This window comes from Streptomyces sp. NPDC003720, from assembly GCF_042875075.1.
Classification (GTDB): Bacteria; Actinomycetota; Actinomycetes; order Streptomycetales; family Streptomycetaceae; genus Streptomyces.
In genome coordinates, this window is record NZ_JBIANZ010000001.1 from 577,545 (window position 1) to 593,309 (window position 15,765).

16 protein-coding genes are annotated in these 15,765 nt (G+C 74.5%); 11 read left to right on the forward strand and 5 right to left on the reverse strand.

Features of this window, described 5'->3' with window-relative positions:
• Positions 1–4: 4 nt before the first annotated feature.
• The 4 genes from ACFYU0_RS02905 to ACFYU0_RS02920 all read left to right on the forward strand — a co-directional run bounded on the left by ACFYU0_RS02905 (position 5) and on the right by ACFYU0_RS02920 (position 2,990).
• Positions 5–376 carry a BlaI/MecI/CopY family transcriptional regulator gene (locus tag ACFYU0_RS02905; protein WP_389297362.1) on the forward strand — a complete coding sequence of 124 codons (372 nt, stop codon included), beginning with the start codon at positions 5–7 and terminating at the stop codon, positions 374–376.
• A complete protein-coding gene (locus ACFYU0_RS02910; protein WP_389297364.1) occupies positions 373–1,314 on the forward strand; it encodes a M48 family metalloprotease in 942 nt (313 codons plus the stop codon). The genes ACFYU0_RS02905 and ACFYU0_RS02910 overlap by 4 nt, the downstream gene beginning before the upstream one ends.
• Before the next feature lie 151 nt (positions 1,315–1,465).
• On the forward strand, positions 1,466–1,873 hold the full coding sequence (locus ACFYU0_RS02915; protein ID WP_389297366.1) for a VOC family protein: 408 nt from the start codon (positions 1,466–1,468) through the stop codon (positions 1,871–1,873).
• A gap of 46 nt (positions 1,874–1,919) precedes the next feature.
• A complete protein-coding gene (locus ACFYU0_RS02920) occupies positions 1,920–2,990 on the forward strand; it encodes an adenosine deaminase (RefSeq protein WP_351661094.1) in 1,071 nt (356 codons plus the stop codon).
• On the opposite strand, the gene ACFYU0_RS02925 is transcribed toward ACFYU0_RS02920, so the two are convergent.
• Together ACFYU0_RS02925 and ACFYU0_RS02930 are read right to left on the reverse strand one after the other, a co-directional pair.
• Entirely contained in the window at positions 2,972–3,487 is a 516-nt protein-coding gene (locus ACFYU0_RS02925) for a DinB family protein (RefSeq protein WP_389297368.1), read from the reverse strand. The two genes, ACFYU0_RS02920 and ACFYU0_RS02925, sit on opposite strands and share 19 nt — an antisense overlap.
• A 534-nt stretch (positions 3,488–4,021) precedes the next feature.
• A complete protein-coding gene (locus ACFYU0_RS02930) occupies positions 4,022–4,912 on the reverse strand; it encodes a LysR family transcriptional regulator (protein ID WP_389297370.1) in 891 nt (296 codons plus the stop codon).
• A 111-nt stretch (positions 4,913–5,023) separates the two neighbouring features.
• On the opposite strand from ACFYU0_RS02930, the gene mgrA reads away from it, so the two are divergent.
• The gene (mgrA, locus tag ACFYU0_RS02935) at positions 5,024–6,016 is read left to right on the forward strand and encodes an L-glyceraldehyde 3-phosphate reductase (protein WP_389297372.1); all 993 of its coding nucleotides are present in this window, start codon (positions 5,024–5,026) and stop codon (positions 6,014–6,016) included.
• 143 nt (positions 6,017–6,159) lie between these two features.
• On the opposite strand, the gene ACFYU0_RS02940 is transcribed toward mgrA, so the two are convergent.
• Positions 6,160–6,534, reverse strand: coding sequence for a nuclear transport factor 2 family protein (locus tag ACFYU0_RS02940; protein ID WP_351661105.1), 375 nt, complete (start codon positions 6,532–6,534; stop codon positions 6,160–6,162).
• Positions 6,535–6,845: 311 nt separating this feature from the next.
• Here ACFYU0_RS02940 and ACFYU0_RS02945 point away from each other — a divergent pair, with 311 nt between their 5' ends.
• From ACFYU0_RS02945 to ACFYU0_RS02960, 4 genes are all read left to right on the forward strand, one after another.
• Positions 6,846–7,256 carry a hypothetical protein gene (locus tag ACFYU0_RS02945; RefSeq protein ID WP_351661108.1) on the forward strand — a complete coding sequence of 137 codons (411 nt, stop codon included), beginning with the start codon at positions 6,846–6,848 and terminating at the stop codon, positions 7,254–7,256.
• Positions 7,257–7,337: 81 nt separating this feature from the next.
• Positions 7,338–9,740, forward strand: a complete 2,403-nt coding sequence (locus ACFYU0_RS02950) for an FHA domain-containing protein (RefSeq protein ID WP_389297375.1) — start codon at positions 7,338–7,340, stop codon at positions 9,738–9,740.
• Positions 9,737–10,327 carry a hypothetical protein gene (locus tag ACFYU0_RS02955; protein WP_389297377.1) on the forward strand — a complete coding sequence of 197 codons (591 nt, stop codon included), beginning with the start codon at positions 9,737–9,739 and terminating at the stop codon, positions 10,325–10,327. Before ACFYU0_RS02950 ends, ACFYU0_RS02955 begins: the two co-directional genes overlap by 4 nt.
• Positions 10,327–11,286, forward strand: a complete 960-nt coding sequence (locus ACFYU0_RS02960; RefSeq protein WP_389297378.1) for a serine/threonine-protein kinase — start codon at positions 10,327–10,329, stop codon at positions 11,284–11,286. Before ACFYU0_RS02955 ends, ACFYU0_RS02960 begins: the two co-directional genes overlap by 1 nt.
• A 212-nt stretch (positions 11,287–11,498) precedes the next feature.
• Here the strand turns inward: ACFYU0_RS02960 and ACFYU0_RS02965 are convergent, their stop codons facing one another.
• On the reverse strand, positions 11,499–12,740 hold the full coding sequence (locus tag ACFYU0_RS02965) for a streptophobe family protein (RefSeq protein ID WP_389297956.1): 1,242 nt from the start codon (positions 12,738–12,740) through the stop codon (positions 11,499–11,501).
• Positions 12,741–12,914: 174 nt separating this feature from the next.
• On the opposite strand from ACFYU0_RS02965, the gene ACFYU0_RS02970 reads away from it, so the two are divergent.
• Both ACFYU0_RS02970 and ACFYU0_RS02975 read left to right on the forward strand, forming a co-directional pair.
• On the forward strand, positions 12,915–14,213 hold the full coding sequence (locus ACFYU0_RS02970; protein ID WP_389297379.1) for a DUF6777 domain-containing protein: 1,299 nt from the start codon (positions 12,915–12,917) through the stop codon (positions 14,211–14,213).
• A gap of 123 nt (positions 14,214–14,336) precedes the next feature.
• Complete coding sequence (locus ACFYU0_RS02975; protein WP_351661122.1) at positions 14,337–14,789, forward strand: ATP-binding protein; 453 nt, start codon at positions 14,337–14,339, stop codon at positions 14,787–14,789.
• Between the two features lie 88 nt (positions 14,790–14,877).
• Here the strand turns inward: ACFYU0_RS02975 and ACFYU0_RS02980 are convergent, their stop codons facing one another.
• Complete coding sequence (locus ACFYU0_RS02980; protein ID WP_351661125.1) at positions 14,878–15,765, reverse strand: SigB/SigF/SigG family RNA polymerase sigma factor; 888 nt, start codon at positions 15,763–15,765, stop codon at positions 14,878–14,880.

The following is a 15,765-nucleotide window of genomic DNA, read 5'->3' on the forward strand; positions in this document are numbered from 1 at the left end:
TCCGATGACCGACGCCAGGGACGCGCGCAGGCCGGCCGGCGAGCTCGAAGCGAGCGTGATGGCCGCCCTCTGGGCAGCCGGCACGCCGCAGACGCCCGGCGAGGTCCAGCACGGCCTCGGCGGCGGTCTCGCCCGTACGACGGTCACGACGATCCTGACCCGGCTGCACGACAAGGGCATCGTCGACCGGCGGCGCCAGGGGCGCGGCTACGCCTACTTCCCGGTCCAGGACGCCCAGGGCCTCACCGCCCGCCGGATGCACAGCGAACTCGACCGGGACAGCGACCGCGAGACCGTCCTGGCCCGCTTCGTCGCCCAGCTCAGCCCGGGCGACGAGCGCATCCTGCGGGACCTGCTCGAACCCGGCGACCAATGACCGCCCCGCTCCTTCTCCTGGCCGTGCTGCCGCTGCTGCTGCCGTTCGCCCTGCCGGCCCTGGCCCGCCGGGCGCTCGACCGGCTGGCGCCGGTGGCCGCGCTGTGGGCGGTCACCGCGTGCGCGGTCGTGCTGGCCGGCTGCTCGCTGGGCACGCTCGGCGTCTTCCTGCTGACGGGCCTGCTCAAGGTGCCGCTGTTCGCCGCGCTCGGTGAGCTGATACACCCCCTGCGCACCGCTTCGGACCTCGTGGTCCTGCCCGCCGCCGCGGTCTCCGTCGGAGCCCTCGCGGTGTGCGCCTCGACCCTGGCCCGCTCCGTCCTGCGCCAGACCCGCGCGTTCCGGACCGCCCGCACCGAGGCCGGGCGCGGGCCCGCCGCGGGCGACCTGTGCGTGGTGGAGTCCGCCCGCCCGGACGCCTACGCCCTGCCCGGCCGCCCGCACCGCATCGTCGTCACCACCGCCATGCTGCGCTCCCTCGACGGTCCCGAACGCGAGGCGCTGTTCGCGCACGAGCGGGCGCACAACGAGGGCGGCCACCACTACTTCCTCGCCGCGGCCGAGGTCGCCGCGCACTGCCACCCCGCCCTCCGCCCGGTCCGCGACAGCATCCGGCTCGCCGCCGAGCGCGCCGCCGACGAGGCCGCCGCCGCCCGGGTCGGGGACCGGCGGCTGACCGCCCGTGCCATCGCCCGCGCCGCCCTCGCGGCCCAGGGCGACCACTCCCGGCGGCCCGCCTTCGCCGCCGCCGCGACGGCGGGTCCCGTCCCGCTGCGGGTCCGGGCCCTGCTGGCCGGCGCGCGACCTCCCCACCGGGCCGGCCGTTCGATCGCCGCCCTGCTCCTCGTGTGCGCCGCCGCCTCCTGCGTGGCGTCCGCGGCCGGACTGGCCGACGTCCACCACCGGGTCGAGGTCGCGCAGGGCGACCAGAGCCCGTAACCCGACCGCGCAGGGCGACCAGAGCCCGTAACCCGACCGCCGGACCACGGGCCGCCGGCCCGCCTCCGCCCGATCCCCGGGACAGTGACTGGCGCTCGCGGGGTTTTACGTATAACCTCACCCGCCAGTCCACCCCCACCGGAAGGCCCCGATGCGACGCGTTGCCCTGGTCACCCTCGTCGTGGACGACTACGACGAGGCCATCCGCTTCTACACCGGCGCCCTCGGGTTCCGGCTGGCCGAGGACGAGCCCCGGCCGGACGGCTCCCGCTGGGTCGTCGTGGAGCCGGACGCGCGCGGTGGGGGCACGGCGGACCACGGCACCGGCCTGCTGCTGGCCCGCGCCAAGGGCGAGGAGCAGCGCGCCCGGGTGGGGGACCAGACCGGCGGCCGCGTCGGGTTCTTCCTGCACACCGACGACTTCGCCCGCGACCACGCCCGGATGGCCGCCGCCGGCGTTGCCTTCCTGGAGGAGCCGCGGCACGAGCCGTACGGCACGGTCGCCGTCTTCCAGGACCTGTACGGCAACCGCTGGGACCTGCTCCAGCCCGCCGGCTGACCTTCCTCCCGCCACTCGGAACCACCCGCCCAAGGAAAGAACCGCCATGACCGCTACGCGCGTAGACACCGACGTCATCCGCCGCCTGCCCAAGGCCGTCCTGCACGACCACCTCGACGGCGGCCTGCGCCCCGCCACCGTCGTGGAACTCGCCGCCGCGGTCGGCCACACCCTGCCCACCACCGACCCCGACGAGCTGGCCGCCTGGTACTACGAGGCCGCCAACTCCGGCGACCTGGTCCGCTACATAGCCACCTTCGAGCACACCCTCGCGGTCATGCAGAACCGCGAGGGTCTGCTGCGGGTCGCCGAGGAGTACGTCCTCGACCTCGCCGCCGACGGCGTCGTCTACGCCGAGGTGCGCTACGCCCCCGAGCTGAACACCGCGGGCGGGCTGTCGATGCGCGAGGTCGTGGAGACGGTCCAGGAGGGCCTCGCCGCCGGCATGGCCAAGGCGGCCGCCGCCGGCACCCCGGTGCGCGTCGGCACCCTGCTCTGCGGCATGCGGATGTTCGACCGGGTCCGCGAGGCCGCCGACCTGGCCGTCGCCTACCGCGACGCCGGTGTCGTCGGCTTCGACATCGCCGGGGCCGAGGACGGCTTCCCGCCCGCCGACCACCTGGCCGCCTTCGAGCACCTGCGCCGCGAGAGCGTGCCGTTCACCATCCACGCCGGCGAGGCGCACGGCCTGCCCAGCATCCACCAGGCCCTCCAGGTGTGCGGGGCCCAGCGCATCGGCCACGGCGTGCGCATCACCGAGGACATCGTGGACGGCAAGCTCGGCAGGCTGGCCGGCTGGGTGCGCGACCGGCGGATCCCGCTGGAGATGTGCCCGACCTCCAACCTCCAGACCGGCTGCGCCGCCTCGATCGCCGAGCACCCCATCACCGCGCTGAAGGACCTCGGCTTCCGGGTCACCCTCAACACCGACAACCGGCTGGTGTCGGGCACGACGATGACCCGGGAGATGTCGCTGCTGGTCGAGGAGGCCGGCTGGACGGTGGAGGACCTGCGCACGGTCACCGTGAACGCCGTCAAGAGCGCGTTCATCCCGTTCGACGAGCGCCGGGCGCTCATCGACGACGTGGTCCTGCCGGGTTACGCGGCCGCGCTCTGAGCGAGCCCCCGCAGGTAGGCGGCCTGTCCGACGTGCTGGAGATCGTCGGACAGGACGCTCACCAGGCGGGCGCCCAGGGTGACCGGCGGATCCCAGCGCTCGTCCACGATCCGTTCCAGGTCCTTCGCGGCGAGGCCGCGCAGGGCGGCCAGGGTCTGATCGTGGACGGCGTCGTAGTACCCGGTGAGCAGTTCGGCGGACTCGACCCGCACCTTCGCGACCTGGTCGGGGTCGTGCCCGTAGCCGGTGTCGTGGCGGGGCAGGTCGAGGCCGAGGCGCTTCTCCCACCCCTGGGACAGCCAGACCTGGTCGAGGCCGAAGGCGTCGGCGACGTGGTCGTCCTGCACCCGGGTGAGGTGCCAGACGAGCCAGGCGGCGGAGTTGGCGCCGGGCGCCGGACGGAAGAGCAGCTCGTCGGGCCCCAGTCCCTTCAGGGCGGCGTGGACTTCTTCCTGGATGCGGCCGTAGCCGTCGATGAGGATGTCCTTGGCATGCATGACGTCCACCCTCGCGCATCAGGCCCGCCCGCGCGCCCGCAACGGCCCGGCCGGTGTCGCCGCCAGGCCTTTGCCGCGCGGGCCGCCGGACACTTGCCACACGGGCCTCCGGACTCCTGCCGCGCGGGTCGCCGGCGCCTCACCGCCCGGGCCGCGACGGCGTTCCCGCCCGGGCCGTGGGTCCGTTCCCGCCCGGGCCGTGGGTCCGTTCCCGCCCCGGGCCGTGGGTCCGTTCCCGCCCGGGCCGTGTCTTCGTTCTCTCCCAGGACCGCCGGGCCGTTCCCGCCCGGGCCGCAGGTCTGTTTCCGCTAGGCCGCTCGGCCATCCCCGCCCGAGCCGCGGGGCTGTCCGGCCTTGAGTCCGCGGGTCCGTTCCTCGCAGGCCGCCGGCCCGCAGTCGCCCCCGGGCGCCGGACCCTTCCCGCCCGGGCTGCGTGTCGGTTCCCGGGCCGCCGGGCCGCCGGGCCGTTCCCGTCCGTGCCTCCGGGCCGTCCCCGCACCGGCCGGCGTCTCCGTTCGCGCCGGACCGCCCCCGTCAGACAGCCGTGCCGTCCGCGTCCAGGAGCGCTACGAGGGCCCGGGCCGCCGGGCTGGTGGCTCGCTCCGGGGGCAGCAGGGCGACCGTCTCGTACTCCGCCTCGACCGGCCCCTTCACCGGCAGCGCCGTCAGCGAGGGGCGCTTGTGCCGGAAGTGGCGTGGCACGACGGCGATGCCGAGGTTCTCGTCGACCAGGTCCAGCAGGCTGTGCACGTCGTTGACCTCCAGCGCGACCGTGCGCCGGACCCCGGCCGCGGTGAAGGCGGCGTCGGTGGTGCGGCGCGGGCCCCAGTCCGGGTGGAAGTCCACGAACACCTCGCCGGCCAGGTCGTCCGGCGCGAGTACCGCGCCGGCCGCGGCGAGCCGGTGGCTCGGATGGCACAGCACCGTCATGGGCTCGCTGGTCAGCGACACCGAGCGGAGCTGGTCGGTGTCCGCCTGGGTGCGGTAGGCGAAGGCCAGGTCCAGCCGCCCGGCGGCCACCTCCTCGGCCAGTGCCCCCGAGCCCGACTGCCGCAGCCGGATCTCCACGTCCGGGTGCCGGCGCCGGAAGGCCGCCAGCAGTCCCGCCACGTGCACCCCGGCGATGCACTGCTCGGTGCCGAGCGCCAGCGTGCCGCGCAGCACGCCCTGCACCGCGGCCACCGCCTCGTGCGCCGAGCGCACCTGCGCCAGGATCCGCTCGGCCTCCACCAGCAGCGCACGCCCCGCCTCGGTGAGCGTCACGCGCCGGGTGGTCCGCACGAACAACGGCGCCCGCAACTCCCGCTCCAGCGCACGGATCGAGGCCGACAGGCCGGACTGGGACACCATGAGGCGCTCGGCTGCCCGGGTGAAGTGCTGGTCCTCGGCGACCGCGACGAAGTGCTGGAGATGGCGCAGTTCCATGATTGAGAAGCCTATCCGCTGAATTCCATCGGATTCTCCTGTTGGACCGCTGCCCGGCGTTCGGTGGAGAGTGGAACTGGTAGATCTTGTGCCCACCCCTCTGGAGTCGCGTTGTACACCGCACACCCCGACCGCTACGCGGACATGCCCTACCGGCGCGCCGGACGCAGCGGCCTCAAGCTCCCCGCGCTGTCGCTCGGCCTGTGGCACAACTTCGGGCCCGGCCGGCCCGCCGAGACCCAGCGCGCCATCCTGCGCCGCGCCTTCGACCTCGGCGTCACCCACTTCGACCTGGCCAACAACTACGGACCCCCGCCGGGAGCCGCCGAGTCCGCGCTCGGCGAGGCCCTGAAGGCCGACTTCACGCCCTACCGCGACGAGCTGGTGATCTCAACCAAGGCCGGCTACCTGATGTGGCCCGGCCCGTACGGCGAATGGGGCTCGCGCAAGTACCTGCTGTCCTCGCTCGACCAGAGCCTTAAGCGCATGGGCCTGGACTACGTCGACATCTTCTACTCGCACCGCTTCGACCCGGACACTCCGCTGGAGGAGACGATGGGCGCCCTGCACACGGCGGTGCGGCAGGGCAAGGCGCTCTACGTCGGCGTCTCCAACTACTCCGCCGAGCAGACCCGCGAGGCCGCCCGGATCCTCGCCGATCTCGGCACCCCGCTCCTCGTCCACCAGCCGCGCTACTCGATGCTCGACCGGCGGCCCGAGGAGGAGGGCGTGCTGGACGCCCTGGACGAGCTCCAGGCCGGCTCGGTCGTCTACTCCCCGCTGGAGCAGGGCCTGCTCACCGGGCGCTACCTCGACGGCATCCCGGAGGACTCCCGGGCCGCGAGCGACAGCCCCTTCCTGAACTCGGACGCCGTCACCGAGGACCTGGTCGGCCGGCTGCGCGCCCTGAACGGGATCGCCGGGTCCCGCGGGCAGACCCTGGCCCAGATGGCCCTGGCCTGGGTGCTGCGCGGCGGCCGGGTCACCTCCGCGCTGGTCGGCGCGAGCAGCCCGCAGCAGCTCGAGGACAGTGTCGGAGCGGTGCGCGCCCTCGACTTCGACGACGAGGAACTGGCGCGCATCGACGCCGTTCTGAAGGGCTGAGAACAGCGCGAAAGGGCGGCCGGACGAGTTGCGTCCGGCCGCCCTTTCGCCGTGCCGCGGCCCGCGATATCCGCGCGGGGCCGCGGTGCGTTCCGGGAATTCCGAACAGGGAATTCCGTTTGACGTGGTCGCCGGTCCCGGCCTCAGGCCGCCGGAGGCATGCGGTCGAGGAAACCCAGCACCTGCCGGATACGGCCGTCGCCGTCCAGAGTGATCACGTCGAAACCGGCGACCGGCGCCGAGCCGTCCTGCTCGTTCACCAGTTCCCAGCCGAAACGCGCGATGTCGTGGTGGCCGTCCACCGCGCCCTGGGGACGGAACACGAAACCGGGGAACTGCTCGTGGACCGCCGCGATCACGGCCGCGACGCCCTCGTGGCCGCGCACCTCGGCCAGCGGGTCGGTGTAGCCGCCGTCCTCGGTCCAGGCCGCGGCGACCGCCTTCCGCAGCGCCTCCGGCTCGACGGCGTTCCAGGCCTCGAAGTAACGGGCGACGGCGCTCTCGTAGTTCACGGACATGGTGAATCAGCCTCCATCGAGGTCGTAACCGCTGGTCGGGAACCGGATACGGGATTCGCCGATCCGGTGTGACCACCATGCCCGAGCGGCGCGGGGAGGGTCGATTACCTCCCGGGTAATGACGCGCCCCCGGATACCCGGGGTATTTCGGCCAGAGTGGGCGGTGAATATGCCAGGAGACTGGCCGGAAAGTCATGGTGACAGTGTTTCGGGAGTGGCGATACTCGAATAGCAGGGGCACTTCACCGCACAGGAGCCGCACCGAGAGCGAGGGCCGGCCGGCACACCAGCGAGGCGACGGGGGAGTGATCGTGCACGACGAATTCCTGTGCCATGTCACCGCGTACGGCATGTGCGGCGGGCAGCGTATCGGCGTCCCGCTCGGCACCTACCGCGCGCCCACGCTGGCGCTGGCCCTGTGGTGGCTGCGCGACCGGGCGTCCTGGATCGCCGAGCGGCTGGATCCGAGCCCGCAGGACGCCGCCTTCCCCGCGGCCGCGCTCGTCCCGGTCGCGGACACGGTGGCCGACGTCCCCGCCCTGCTGCGCGCCTGGTGCGCCGACGACGCCCGGCAGGCGCTGATCGCGGACGAGCTGGCGGGCGGACGGCTGGTGCGGATCGCCGCCAGCGACGACACCACCGAGTACGAACTGCTCGCCGAGTCGGTGGACGCCCTGCGCATGCAGCGCACCCTCCCGGCGCTCGTCGTCCCCGTCGCCTGACACGTGCCAAGGCGCCCGTCGCGCGCCGCCGGCGCCTCACCGGCCGGGCGCGAGAAAGGGCGGATCGGTACAATTCTGGGCATGGCGGAGCGGCCAATCGCCCCGGCGGCGCCCGAACTCGTGCTCGAGACCGACGCGGGCTCCACGGTGATGAACCCGGGCCAGGACTACCACGTCGGGCGCGATCCGCTGAGCGACATCGTGTTCGACGACGACCGGGTCTCGTGGCACCACGCGGTGCTCCGCTGCGACCACGACCGCTGGACCCTGCGGGACGCGCAGAGCACCAACGGCACCTACGCCGACGGCCGGCGCATAGAGGAGTGGGACGTCCGCCCCGGCAGCGTCATACGCTTCGGCAACCCCTCCGACGGCCCCCGCGCCGTCCCCCTGGGCCCGCCCGAGCCCGCCGGCGCCGAGCCGGTGGAGCCCGCCGGGGCCGCCGAGCCCGCGGAGCCCGCCGCGCACGGCCCCTCGGTCGTCTCCCACCCCGAGCTGACCGGTACCTACCGGGCCCCGAGCAGCGTCCGGCCGCTGCCCGTGCGCACCGTCCGCATCGGCCGGGCCGAGGACAACGACCTCGTCGTCGACGACCTGACCGTCTCCCGCCACCACGCCGAACTGCGCGCCCACGCCGACGGCAGCTACGAGATCGCCGACCTCGGCAGCCACAACGGCACGTATCTGAACGGCGCCCCCGTCACCCAGGCCCCGGTCGGCCCCGGCGACCTCGTCGGCATCGGCCACATCACCTACTGCCTCGTCGACGACGAACTGCAGGAGTACGTCGACACCGGCGAGGTGTCGCTCGACGTCCAGGACCTCACCGTCACCGTGGACGGCGGCGGCAAGGTCATCCTCGACCACGTCTCCTTCCCGGTGGGGGAGAAGTGCCTGCTCGCCGTCGTCGGGCCGAGCGGCTCCGGCAAGTCCACGCTGCTCGGCGCCCTCACCGGACAGCGCCCCGCCGACCACGGCACGGTCCTGTACGACGGCCGCGACCTCTACCACGACTACGCCGAGCTGTGCCGGCGCATCGGCCTGGTCCCGCAGGACGACATCCTGCACCCCCAGCTCACCGTGCGCGCCGCCCTGTCCTACGCGGCCGAGCTGCGCTTCCCCGGCGACACCGCGCGCGCCGAACGGCAGGCCCGGGTGGACGAGGTGATCCGGGAGCTGGGCCTCGGGGCGCGGGCCGGCCAGCCCGTGCACAGCCTCTCCGGCGGGCAGCGCAAACGGGTCAGCGTGGCCCTGGAGCTGCTGACCAAACCGTCCCTGCTCTTCCTCGACGAACCGACCTCCGGACTCGACCCCGGCATGGACCGGTCGGTGATGCACATGCTGCGCGGCCTCGCCGACGACGGCCGCACCGTCATCGTCGTCACGCACAGCGTGCTCAGCCTCGACGTCTGCGACCGCCTGCTGGTGCTCGCCCCCGGCGGCCGGACCGCCTACTACGGCCGGCCCGAGGACGCCCTCGCCTTCTTCGGCTTCGAGCAGTGGCCGGAGGCCTTCGAGGCCTTCGACCGCGACCAGGACCGCGACTGGGCGGGGGAGTACCGCGACTCCCCGTTCCACCGGTACTACGTCGCCGAGGCCGGCACCCAGCCCCGGCTGCCGTCCGCCGCCCCGGCCGTACCCGTGCCGCCGCCGCTCCCGCGCGGCTGGGGCGCCCAGCTCGGCACCCTGGTGCGCCGGTACACCGCCGTCCTGGCCGCCGACCGCACCTTCCTCGCCGTGATGATCGCGCTGCCGTTCGTGATGGGCGCCATGGCCCGGGCCCTGGCCGGCGGCAGGCTCACCCGGGACACCGCGATGAACGCGCTGCTCATCCTGTGCGTCGGCGCCGTGCTCACCGGAGCCGCCAACGCGGTGCGCGAACTCGTCAAGGAACGCGCGGTCTACCGGCGCGAACGCGCCGTCGGCCTGTCCAGATCGGCCTATCTGATGTCCAAGGTGGTGGTGCTCGGCACGGTCACGGTCGTCCAGGCCGTCGTCCTCACCCTGGTCGCCCTGCTCGGCGTCGACCTCAACGCCCCCGGCGGCCGGGGCGTCCTGCTGCCACCGCTCGCCGAGATCACCCTCGCCGTCGCCCTGCTGGCCTTCACAGCCATGACGCTGGGCCTGCTGGTGTCCGCACTGGTGCGCAAGGAGGAGGTGACGATGCCGCTGCTGGTGCTGCTCGCCATCGTCCAGGTCGTCTTCTGCGGCGCGCTGCTCCCGCTGCACGGTGTGCCCGGGCTGGAGGAGCTGTCCTGGCTGGTGCCCGCCCGCTGGGCGCTCGGCGCCATGGCCGGCTCGATCGGGCTGGCCCGGACCGTGCCGGGCACCGTCACCGCCGACCCGCTGTTCCGGCACTCGGCCGGGATCTGGCTGCTCGACATGGGCATGCTGCTGGCGCTCTCCGTCGTCTACGGCCTGCTGGTCCTCCCGCTGCTGCGCCGGCAGGAACCCGCCGTGATGCGCGGACGGGCGGCCCGATGAGCGGACAGCACGCCCCCGCGTTCCGGCCGACCCACGTCGTGCCGCCCGACGGCATGCCGGCCTGGGAGGCGCCCGACCCGGCCCGCCCCACCGTGTCCCTCGACCGGCTGCTGCCCGTCGAAGTCGTCGAACGGCTCGGCGACTGGGCGCACATCCGCTGCGCCAACGGCTGGACCGCCTGGGTCGACGGCCGGCACCTGGTCGCCGTGCCCCGGGACCCGCCCGCCGCCGAGGACCCGCCCGCCGGCACCACCGACCCGCTCCCGCTGCTGGCCCGCGCCGAACGCGCCCTGGCCGGCTACCGGGCGGCCGTGCGCGAGCTGGCGGACGGCGGCCTGGACGGCCGGGCCTTCGAGGACCGCACCCGGGAGCTGCGCATCGGGGTCGTGGTCGACGGCGAGTCGATGTGGGTCTACGACCCCGACGCGGGCCGCTGGATGTACGCCGACGGACGCCGGCTGCACACCTACGCCACCGAGCACCCGGCCTCCACCGGCACGCCCGACCACGCCACCGAGGGCCCGGCCCCCGCCGGCACGCCCGACCACGCCCCCACCCGGTACGCCGCCCCCCGGGGTGAGCCCTGATGGCCGGCCGGACCGGCCTGTCCTCGGGGCGGCCCCCGGAACTCGTCGGGCACCGGGTGGCCGGCTACCTGCTGGAGAGCGTGATCGGCCGCGGCGGCATGGCCGTCGTGTACCGAGCCCGCGACCTGCGTCTGGACCGCACCGTCGCGCTCAAGCTGCTCGCCCCGGAACTCGCCCGCAACGACACCTTCCGCAAGCGCTTCACCCACGAGTCCCGGGTGGCCGCCGCCCTCGACCACCCGCACATCGTCCCCGTCTTCGAGGCCGGCGAGGCGGACGGCGTCCTGTACATCGCCATGCGCTACGTCCCCGGCAGCGACCTGCGCCAGCTGCTCGACGGGCGCGGACCGCTGCCCTTCGCCGACGCCGTGCGCATCGCCGCCCAGGTAGCCTCCGCGCTGGACGCCGCCCACGAACACGGCCTGGTCCACCGGGACGTCAAGCCCGGGAACGTCCTGATCGCGCGCGGCACCGACAGCGACCATCCGGAGCACGTCTACCTCACCGACTTCGGACTGACCAAGAAGTCGCTGTCGCTGACCGGGTTCACCCACGTCGGCCAGTTCGTCGGCACCCTCGACTACGTGGCCCCCGAGCAGATCTCCGGCCGGCCCGTCGACGGCCGCTGCGACGTCTACGGCCTCGCCTGCGTCGTCCAGGAGACCCTGACCGGACGCCCGCCCTTCCAGCGCGAGGACGACATGGCCCTGCTGTGGGCCCACCAGTACGCGGAACCGGCCCCGCCGAGCACCGTCCGCCCCGGTCTGCCCCGAGCCGTCGACGCGGTCTTCGCCCGGGCCCTCGCCAAGAGTCCGGAAGCCCGCTACGACACCTGCCTCGACTTCGTGGCCGCCCTGCGCGCCGCCCCGGCCGCCACGGCGCCGGACCACCCGGCGCGGACCGAGCCCCGGCCGCCGCCGGCGTGGGCCGAACCGGTCTTCCGCCGTACCCGGCCCTAGGGAGCGGGTCCTAGGCCGTGTCCGCAAAGTCGCGTCTGCGTCGCGACGCCGGGCACGCACTCTCGCCGCACCGGCCGAAAGCCCGAGTACACCCAGTACGAGGGCATCCGGCCGGCACTCCCCCAGCCTTCGGCCGGGGGGACCCCCAGAGCACGCACCGGACGCCGCGACGCCCGCCCTGCGGGCGAACGACGCGACTTTGCGGACACGACCTAGGGGGTGCCGGGCCCGGCTGCGGGGACGTCGACCCGGCCCCGCCGGCGCACCGGTCGGGCCGCCAGCGCGCCCAGGAAGCCGACGACCAGCCCCCACAGCGCGCCCAGGCCCACCGCCTGCCACAGCCGGGGCCTGAGGAACAGCTCCCCGGACAGGCCGCCGCCCAGGTCCCCGATGCCGAGCAGCGACAGACCGTAGTGCGCCGAGATCCTGCACAGCAGGCAGACCATCAGCACCGTCAGCGCCAGGGCGACGGCCAGCCGCACCGCGTGCCGCCAGGCAGCGACCCATGCCGGGGACCGCGCCGCCATCAGGAACGCCACCGCCGACGTCAGCACCACCTGGGCGACCAGCAGCCACCACATCCCGCCGTCCTGCTCGGTGAGCGTGCGCAGGTTCAGCGTGGCGATGTCCGGCGTGCGCAGGACGTGGTCCAGCACCTCGGGCATCGGCAGCCCGAACGGGCCGTCCACCCGGCCGTGCCAGGTGGCGCCCTGGCCGAGGGTGAGAGCGAGCCAGGCAAGGTTGGGCAGACCGAGCAGGATCACCGCGAACGTCTCGGCGGGGTGCCCGCGGGTCGCCGCCGCCACCAGGGCCACGACGAGGCCGACGGCGACGTAGCCGAGCAGCAGCAGGATCATGGCGTGCGCGGCCGGGCGCACCGGCTCGCGCAGCCGCAGCAGCCGCCCGGGCAGCGGCGCGCCGGGCGCCACCAGCAGGGCGAGCACCAGCACCCCGGCCAGCCACAGCAGCCCGAACAGCACGGTCAGCGGCACATCGGTGGTGAACCCCACCGTCGGCGCCCCGCCGAACAGGCCGGCGAGATCGCTGAGCGTGCCGTTGCCCACGTCGACGGCGAAGGTCTGGCGGGCGGCGAGACCGAGGCCGATCAGCGCGAGCAGCCACAGCAGCCCCAGCCGGGCGGCCCAGCCGGCCAGTTCCCGGGCCGAGGCGACCGCCCGGTGCCGCAGCGGCCGCAGGAAGCCCGCGCCGATCACCAGGGCACCGGCCAGGGTCACGGAGAGCGGCATCACGGTGAGGCCGGCCCTGGTCCGCGCCAGCGGACCGGCGTCGCCGGTGAGTTCGAGCGTGCCGCCGACCGCGGTCACCACGGTCGCGGCGACCACCCGGGCGAACGCGCCGTCGGGCAGTCCCGTGGCGCCGGCCGCCCACAGCCCGAGCGCCGCGAGGGCGAACATCACCGCAAGCCCCGGCAGCACGGTCGCCGCCGCCCGCATCCAGCCGTGGCGGGCGGCGGGCCGTGCGGCGACGGTCACAGGGGTCACCCTTGCCAGGCTAGGCAGAGCCCGGGCGCCCCGCCCGCCGGATGAGCCGTCCGGCGTCGGCTTGCGAGCGCCGGGGGACCCGAGCACACAATCTGATATGAGCCGTGATCGCGACGGGATGAACCGGTGAGCGTCGGGCCTCCGTCCTCCGGCCGCCCGACCGGGCCCCCCTCCGGCCCGCTGTCCGGACCCTCCCAGCCGCCCACGGGACCGCCCCCACCGCCGCCGGGCGGCGGCTCCGGCCCAGGGGGCGGGGGAGGGGAACCGCACCGGCCGTGGTGGAAGTCCGCTCCGCGGGTGGCCGCGCTCACCGCGGCCGTGGTCGCGGTGGCCGTCCTCGCGGTGGTCCTCACCCGGCCCGGCACCGGCTCCTCCGCCAAGGGCGGCGAGGTCTTCCTGCAGCCCGCGAGCCAGACCGGCCCCGACCCGTTCACGGAGTCGACCGTACGGAAGGCGGGCACGCCGACCTCAGCGCCGAGCACACCCTCGCCGGGCACCGCGACGGCGCCCTCCACGCCCGCCAACGCGGTGCGCGGGGTGGACGGCGGCGCCCCCGGGCTCTACAGCGGGGTCAGGAACAGCCCGAGCTGCGACGTGGAGAAGCAGATCAGCGCCCTGCGGGCCGACCCGGCGCGCAACCGCGCCTACGCAGCGGCGGCCGGCGTCCAGCCGTCCGGCGTCCCCGCCTTCCTGCGATCGCTCACCCCGGTCACGCTGCGCGCCGACACCCGCGTCACCAACCACGGCTACCGCGACGGCCGCGCCACCGGCTTCCAGGCGGTCCTCCAGGCCGGCACCGCCGTCCTGGTCGACGGCCACGGCGTGCCCCGCGCCCGATGCGCCTGCGGCAACCCCCTCACCCCACCGGTCGCGCAACGCGGCGCCGTGCGGCTGACCGGCGACCGCTGGCCCTCCTACCGGCCGTCGGACGTCGTCGTGGTGACACCCGCCCCGGCGGCCGTCAAGGCCTTCGTGATCTACGACGCCCGCAGCGGCGACTGGTTCCGCCGTGAGCCCGGCGACGACACCGGCAGCCATGACGAGCACACCGAGCCCCCGAAGGACACGCGGCCGTGGGTCCCGCCGGCCGGCTGCGCGTCACCCGGAGCGACGGGCGCCTCGGGCCGGCCCTGCCCGCCGACGTCGACCCCGGGCAACCCCTCCGGCTCGCCCTCGTCCTCCCCGGCCCCGTCCGGCTCGGGTTCGCGGCCGCCGTCGTCGCAGTCCCCCTCGCAGCCTCCGTCGCCCCAGTCGCCGCCGGCCGGGGAGCCGTCGTCCGGGCCGTCGACCGAGCCGCCCACGACGGGGGCGCCGCCCTCGGAGCCCCCGTCGGGGACCCCGCCGTCCGCGCCCTCCGCGCCCGGCTCCGAACCGGCCGGGACCGAGAGCAAGGGGCCGCCCGGCGGGACCCGGTCGGCCGCATGACCGGCGGGCATGACAGGCTGTGCGCGGTGGGCGAACGCACCGGGGGACTGCCGCGCCCGGCTCTGGGTACGAGGACAGGTGCAACAGTGACCGGCCGGATCGGGCCTTCCGAGAGAGACACGCATGACCGAGCACCTGGGCGGGGCAGTGATACCGACTGGTTTCGACGTTCCCGTGGAGCCGCTGAGACGCGCGGCGCACTACACCGGCGAACCCGGATGCATCGCCGAGGCCCGTGCCTTCGCGGCCCAGTTCCTGGAGCAGCTCAGGCACGAGTGGTGCGCGGGCATCGACGGCCGGACCGACGGTGAGCTGCTCCTCGTCGTGAGCGAACTGGTCACCAACGCCGACCGGCACAGCAGCGGCCCGTACATCCTGGAGCTGGAAGGCACGGACGCGTCGGTCACCGTCGCGGTCTACGACAGCAGCGCGACCCTGCCCCGCCGTTACCCGAAGAACCCCGAGCGCGTCGGCCGGCACGGGCTGGAGATCGTGCACGCGGTGGCGGCCCAGGTCACCGTGGAGCGCGTACCGGTCGGGAAGCGCGTGTGCGCGCGGGTCGAACTGAAGCGGTGAACCCTCCGGCCCTCTGAGCCGGTTCCGGCGGGCGGAAGACACACGTGAGCCCGGGCGCTCGGCGCCCGGGCTCACGTCGTGGTGCGGGTCAGGCGCAGCCGAGCTCGCCCAGCATGCCCTGGCGCAGCCGGGTGATGATCCGCTTGATCAGCCGGGAGACGTGCATCTGGGAGCAGCCCAGCCGCTCCCCGATCTCCGCCTGGGTCGCCTCCTCGACGAACCGCATATGGATGATCTGCCGGTCGCGGTCGCTCAGCTCGTGCATGAGCGGGGCCAGCGCGTGGAAGTCCTCGACGAGCCGCAGGCCCTCCTCCTCCACGCCGATGAAGTCGGCGAGGACCGCCTCGCCGTCCTCGGGGCCGTCCCCGGTGAGCGCGGCGTCCAGGGAGGCGGAGTTGTAGCCGTTGGAGGCGAGCTGGGCCTCGACCACCTGGCTCTCGGTGATGTTCATCAGGGTGGCCAGCTCGGCGACCGTGGGGTCCCGGTCCAGCCGGCTCGACAGCTCCTCGCGGGCCCGCGCCAGCTCCACGCGCATCTCCTGGAGCCGCCGCGGCACGTGCACCGCCCAGGTGGTGTCGCGGAAGAACCGCTTGATCTCGCCCACGATGTACGGCAGCGCGAAGGAGGTGAACTCGACCTCGCGCGCCAGCTCGAACCGGTCGATGGCCTTGATCAGGCCGACCATGCCGGTCTGGACGATGTCCTCCATGTCGTCACCGCGGTTGCGGAAGCGGCCCGCCGCGAACCGCACCAGCGACATGTTCATCTCGATGAGGGTGTTGCGCGCGTACTGGTACTCGTGCGTGCCCTCCTCCAGCTCCGTCAGCCGGCGGAAGAACTGGCGGGACAGCTCCCGGGCGTCACGCGGCGCGACCGAGGCCGGGTCCACGATGCCGGGCAGTGCCTCCTCCTGCGCCCTCCCCTGCTCGGTCCTCTCGAGGACCTCTGCCTCCGACCGGATCCCGGCGGTTTTCAT

What these genes read in the sequence shown, in the direction of transcription:
- ACFYU0_RS02910 (WP_389297364.1), top strand. Translation starts at nt 373, where the DNA reads ATGACCGCCCCGCTCCTTCTCCTGGCCGTGCTGCCGCTGCTGCTGCCG.
- ACFYU0_RS02925 (WP_389297368.1), bottom strand. Translation starts at nt 3,487, where the DNA reads ATGCATGCCAAGGACATCCTCATCGACGGCTACGGCCGCATCCAGGAA.
- ACFYU0_RS02960 (WP_389297378.1), top strand. Translation starts at nt 10,327, where the DNA reads ATGGCCGGCCGGACCGGCCTGTCCTCGGGGCGGCCCCCGGAACTCGTC.
- ACFYU0_RS02950 (WP_389297375.1), top strand. Translation starts at nt 7,338, where the DNA reads ATGGCGGAGCGGCCAATCGCCCCGGCGGCGCCCGAACTCGTGCTCGAG.
- ACFYU0_RS02980 (WP_351661125.1), bottom strand. Translation starts at nt 15,765, where the DNA reads ATGAAAACCGCCGGGATCCGGTCGGAGGCAGAGGTCCTCGAGAGGACC.
- ACFYU0_RS02920 (WP_351661094.1), top strand. Translation starts at nt 1,920, where the DNA reads ATGACCGCTACGCGCGTAGACACCGACGTCATCCGCCGCCTGCCCAAG.
- ACFYU0_RS02930 (WP_389297370.1), bottom strand. Translation starts at nt 4,912, where the DNA reads ATGGAACTGCGCCATCTCCAGCACTTCGTCGCGGTCGCCGAGGACCAG.
- ACFYU0_RS02915 (WP_389297366.1), top strand. Translation starts at nt 1,466, where the DNA reads ATGCGACGCGTTGCCCTGGTCACCCTCGTCGTGGACGACTACGACGAG.
- ACFYU0_RS02955 (WP_389297377.1), top strand. Translation starts at nt 9,737, where the DNA reads ATGAGCGGACAGCACGCCCCCGCGTTCCGGCCGACCCACGTCGTGCCG.
- ACFYU0_RS02940 (WP_351661105.1), bottom strand. Translation starts at nt 6,534, where the DNA reads ATGTCCGTGAACTACGAGAGCGCCGTCGCCCGTTACTTCGAGGCCTGG.
- ACFYU0_RS02905 (WP_389297362.1), top strand. Translation starts at nt 5, where the DNA reads ATGACCGACGCCAGGGACGCGCGCAGGCCGGCCGGCGAGCTCGAAGCG.
- ACFYU0_RS02965 (WP_389297956.1), bottom strand. Translation starts at nt 12,740, where the DNA reads ATGCGGGCGGCGGCGACCGTGCTGCCGGGGCTTGCGGTGATGTTCGCC.
- ACFYU0_RS02975 (WP_351661122.1), top strand. Translation starts at nt 14,337, where the DNA reads ATGACCGAGCACCTGGGCGGGGCAGTGATACCGACTGGTTTCGACGTT.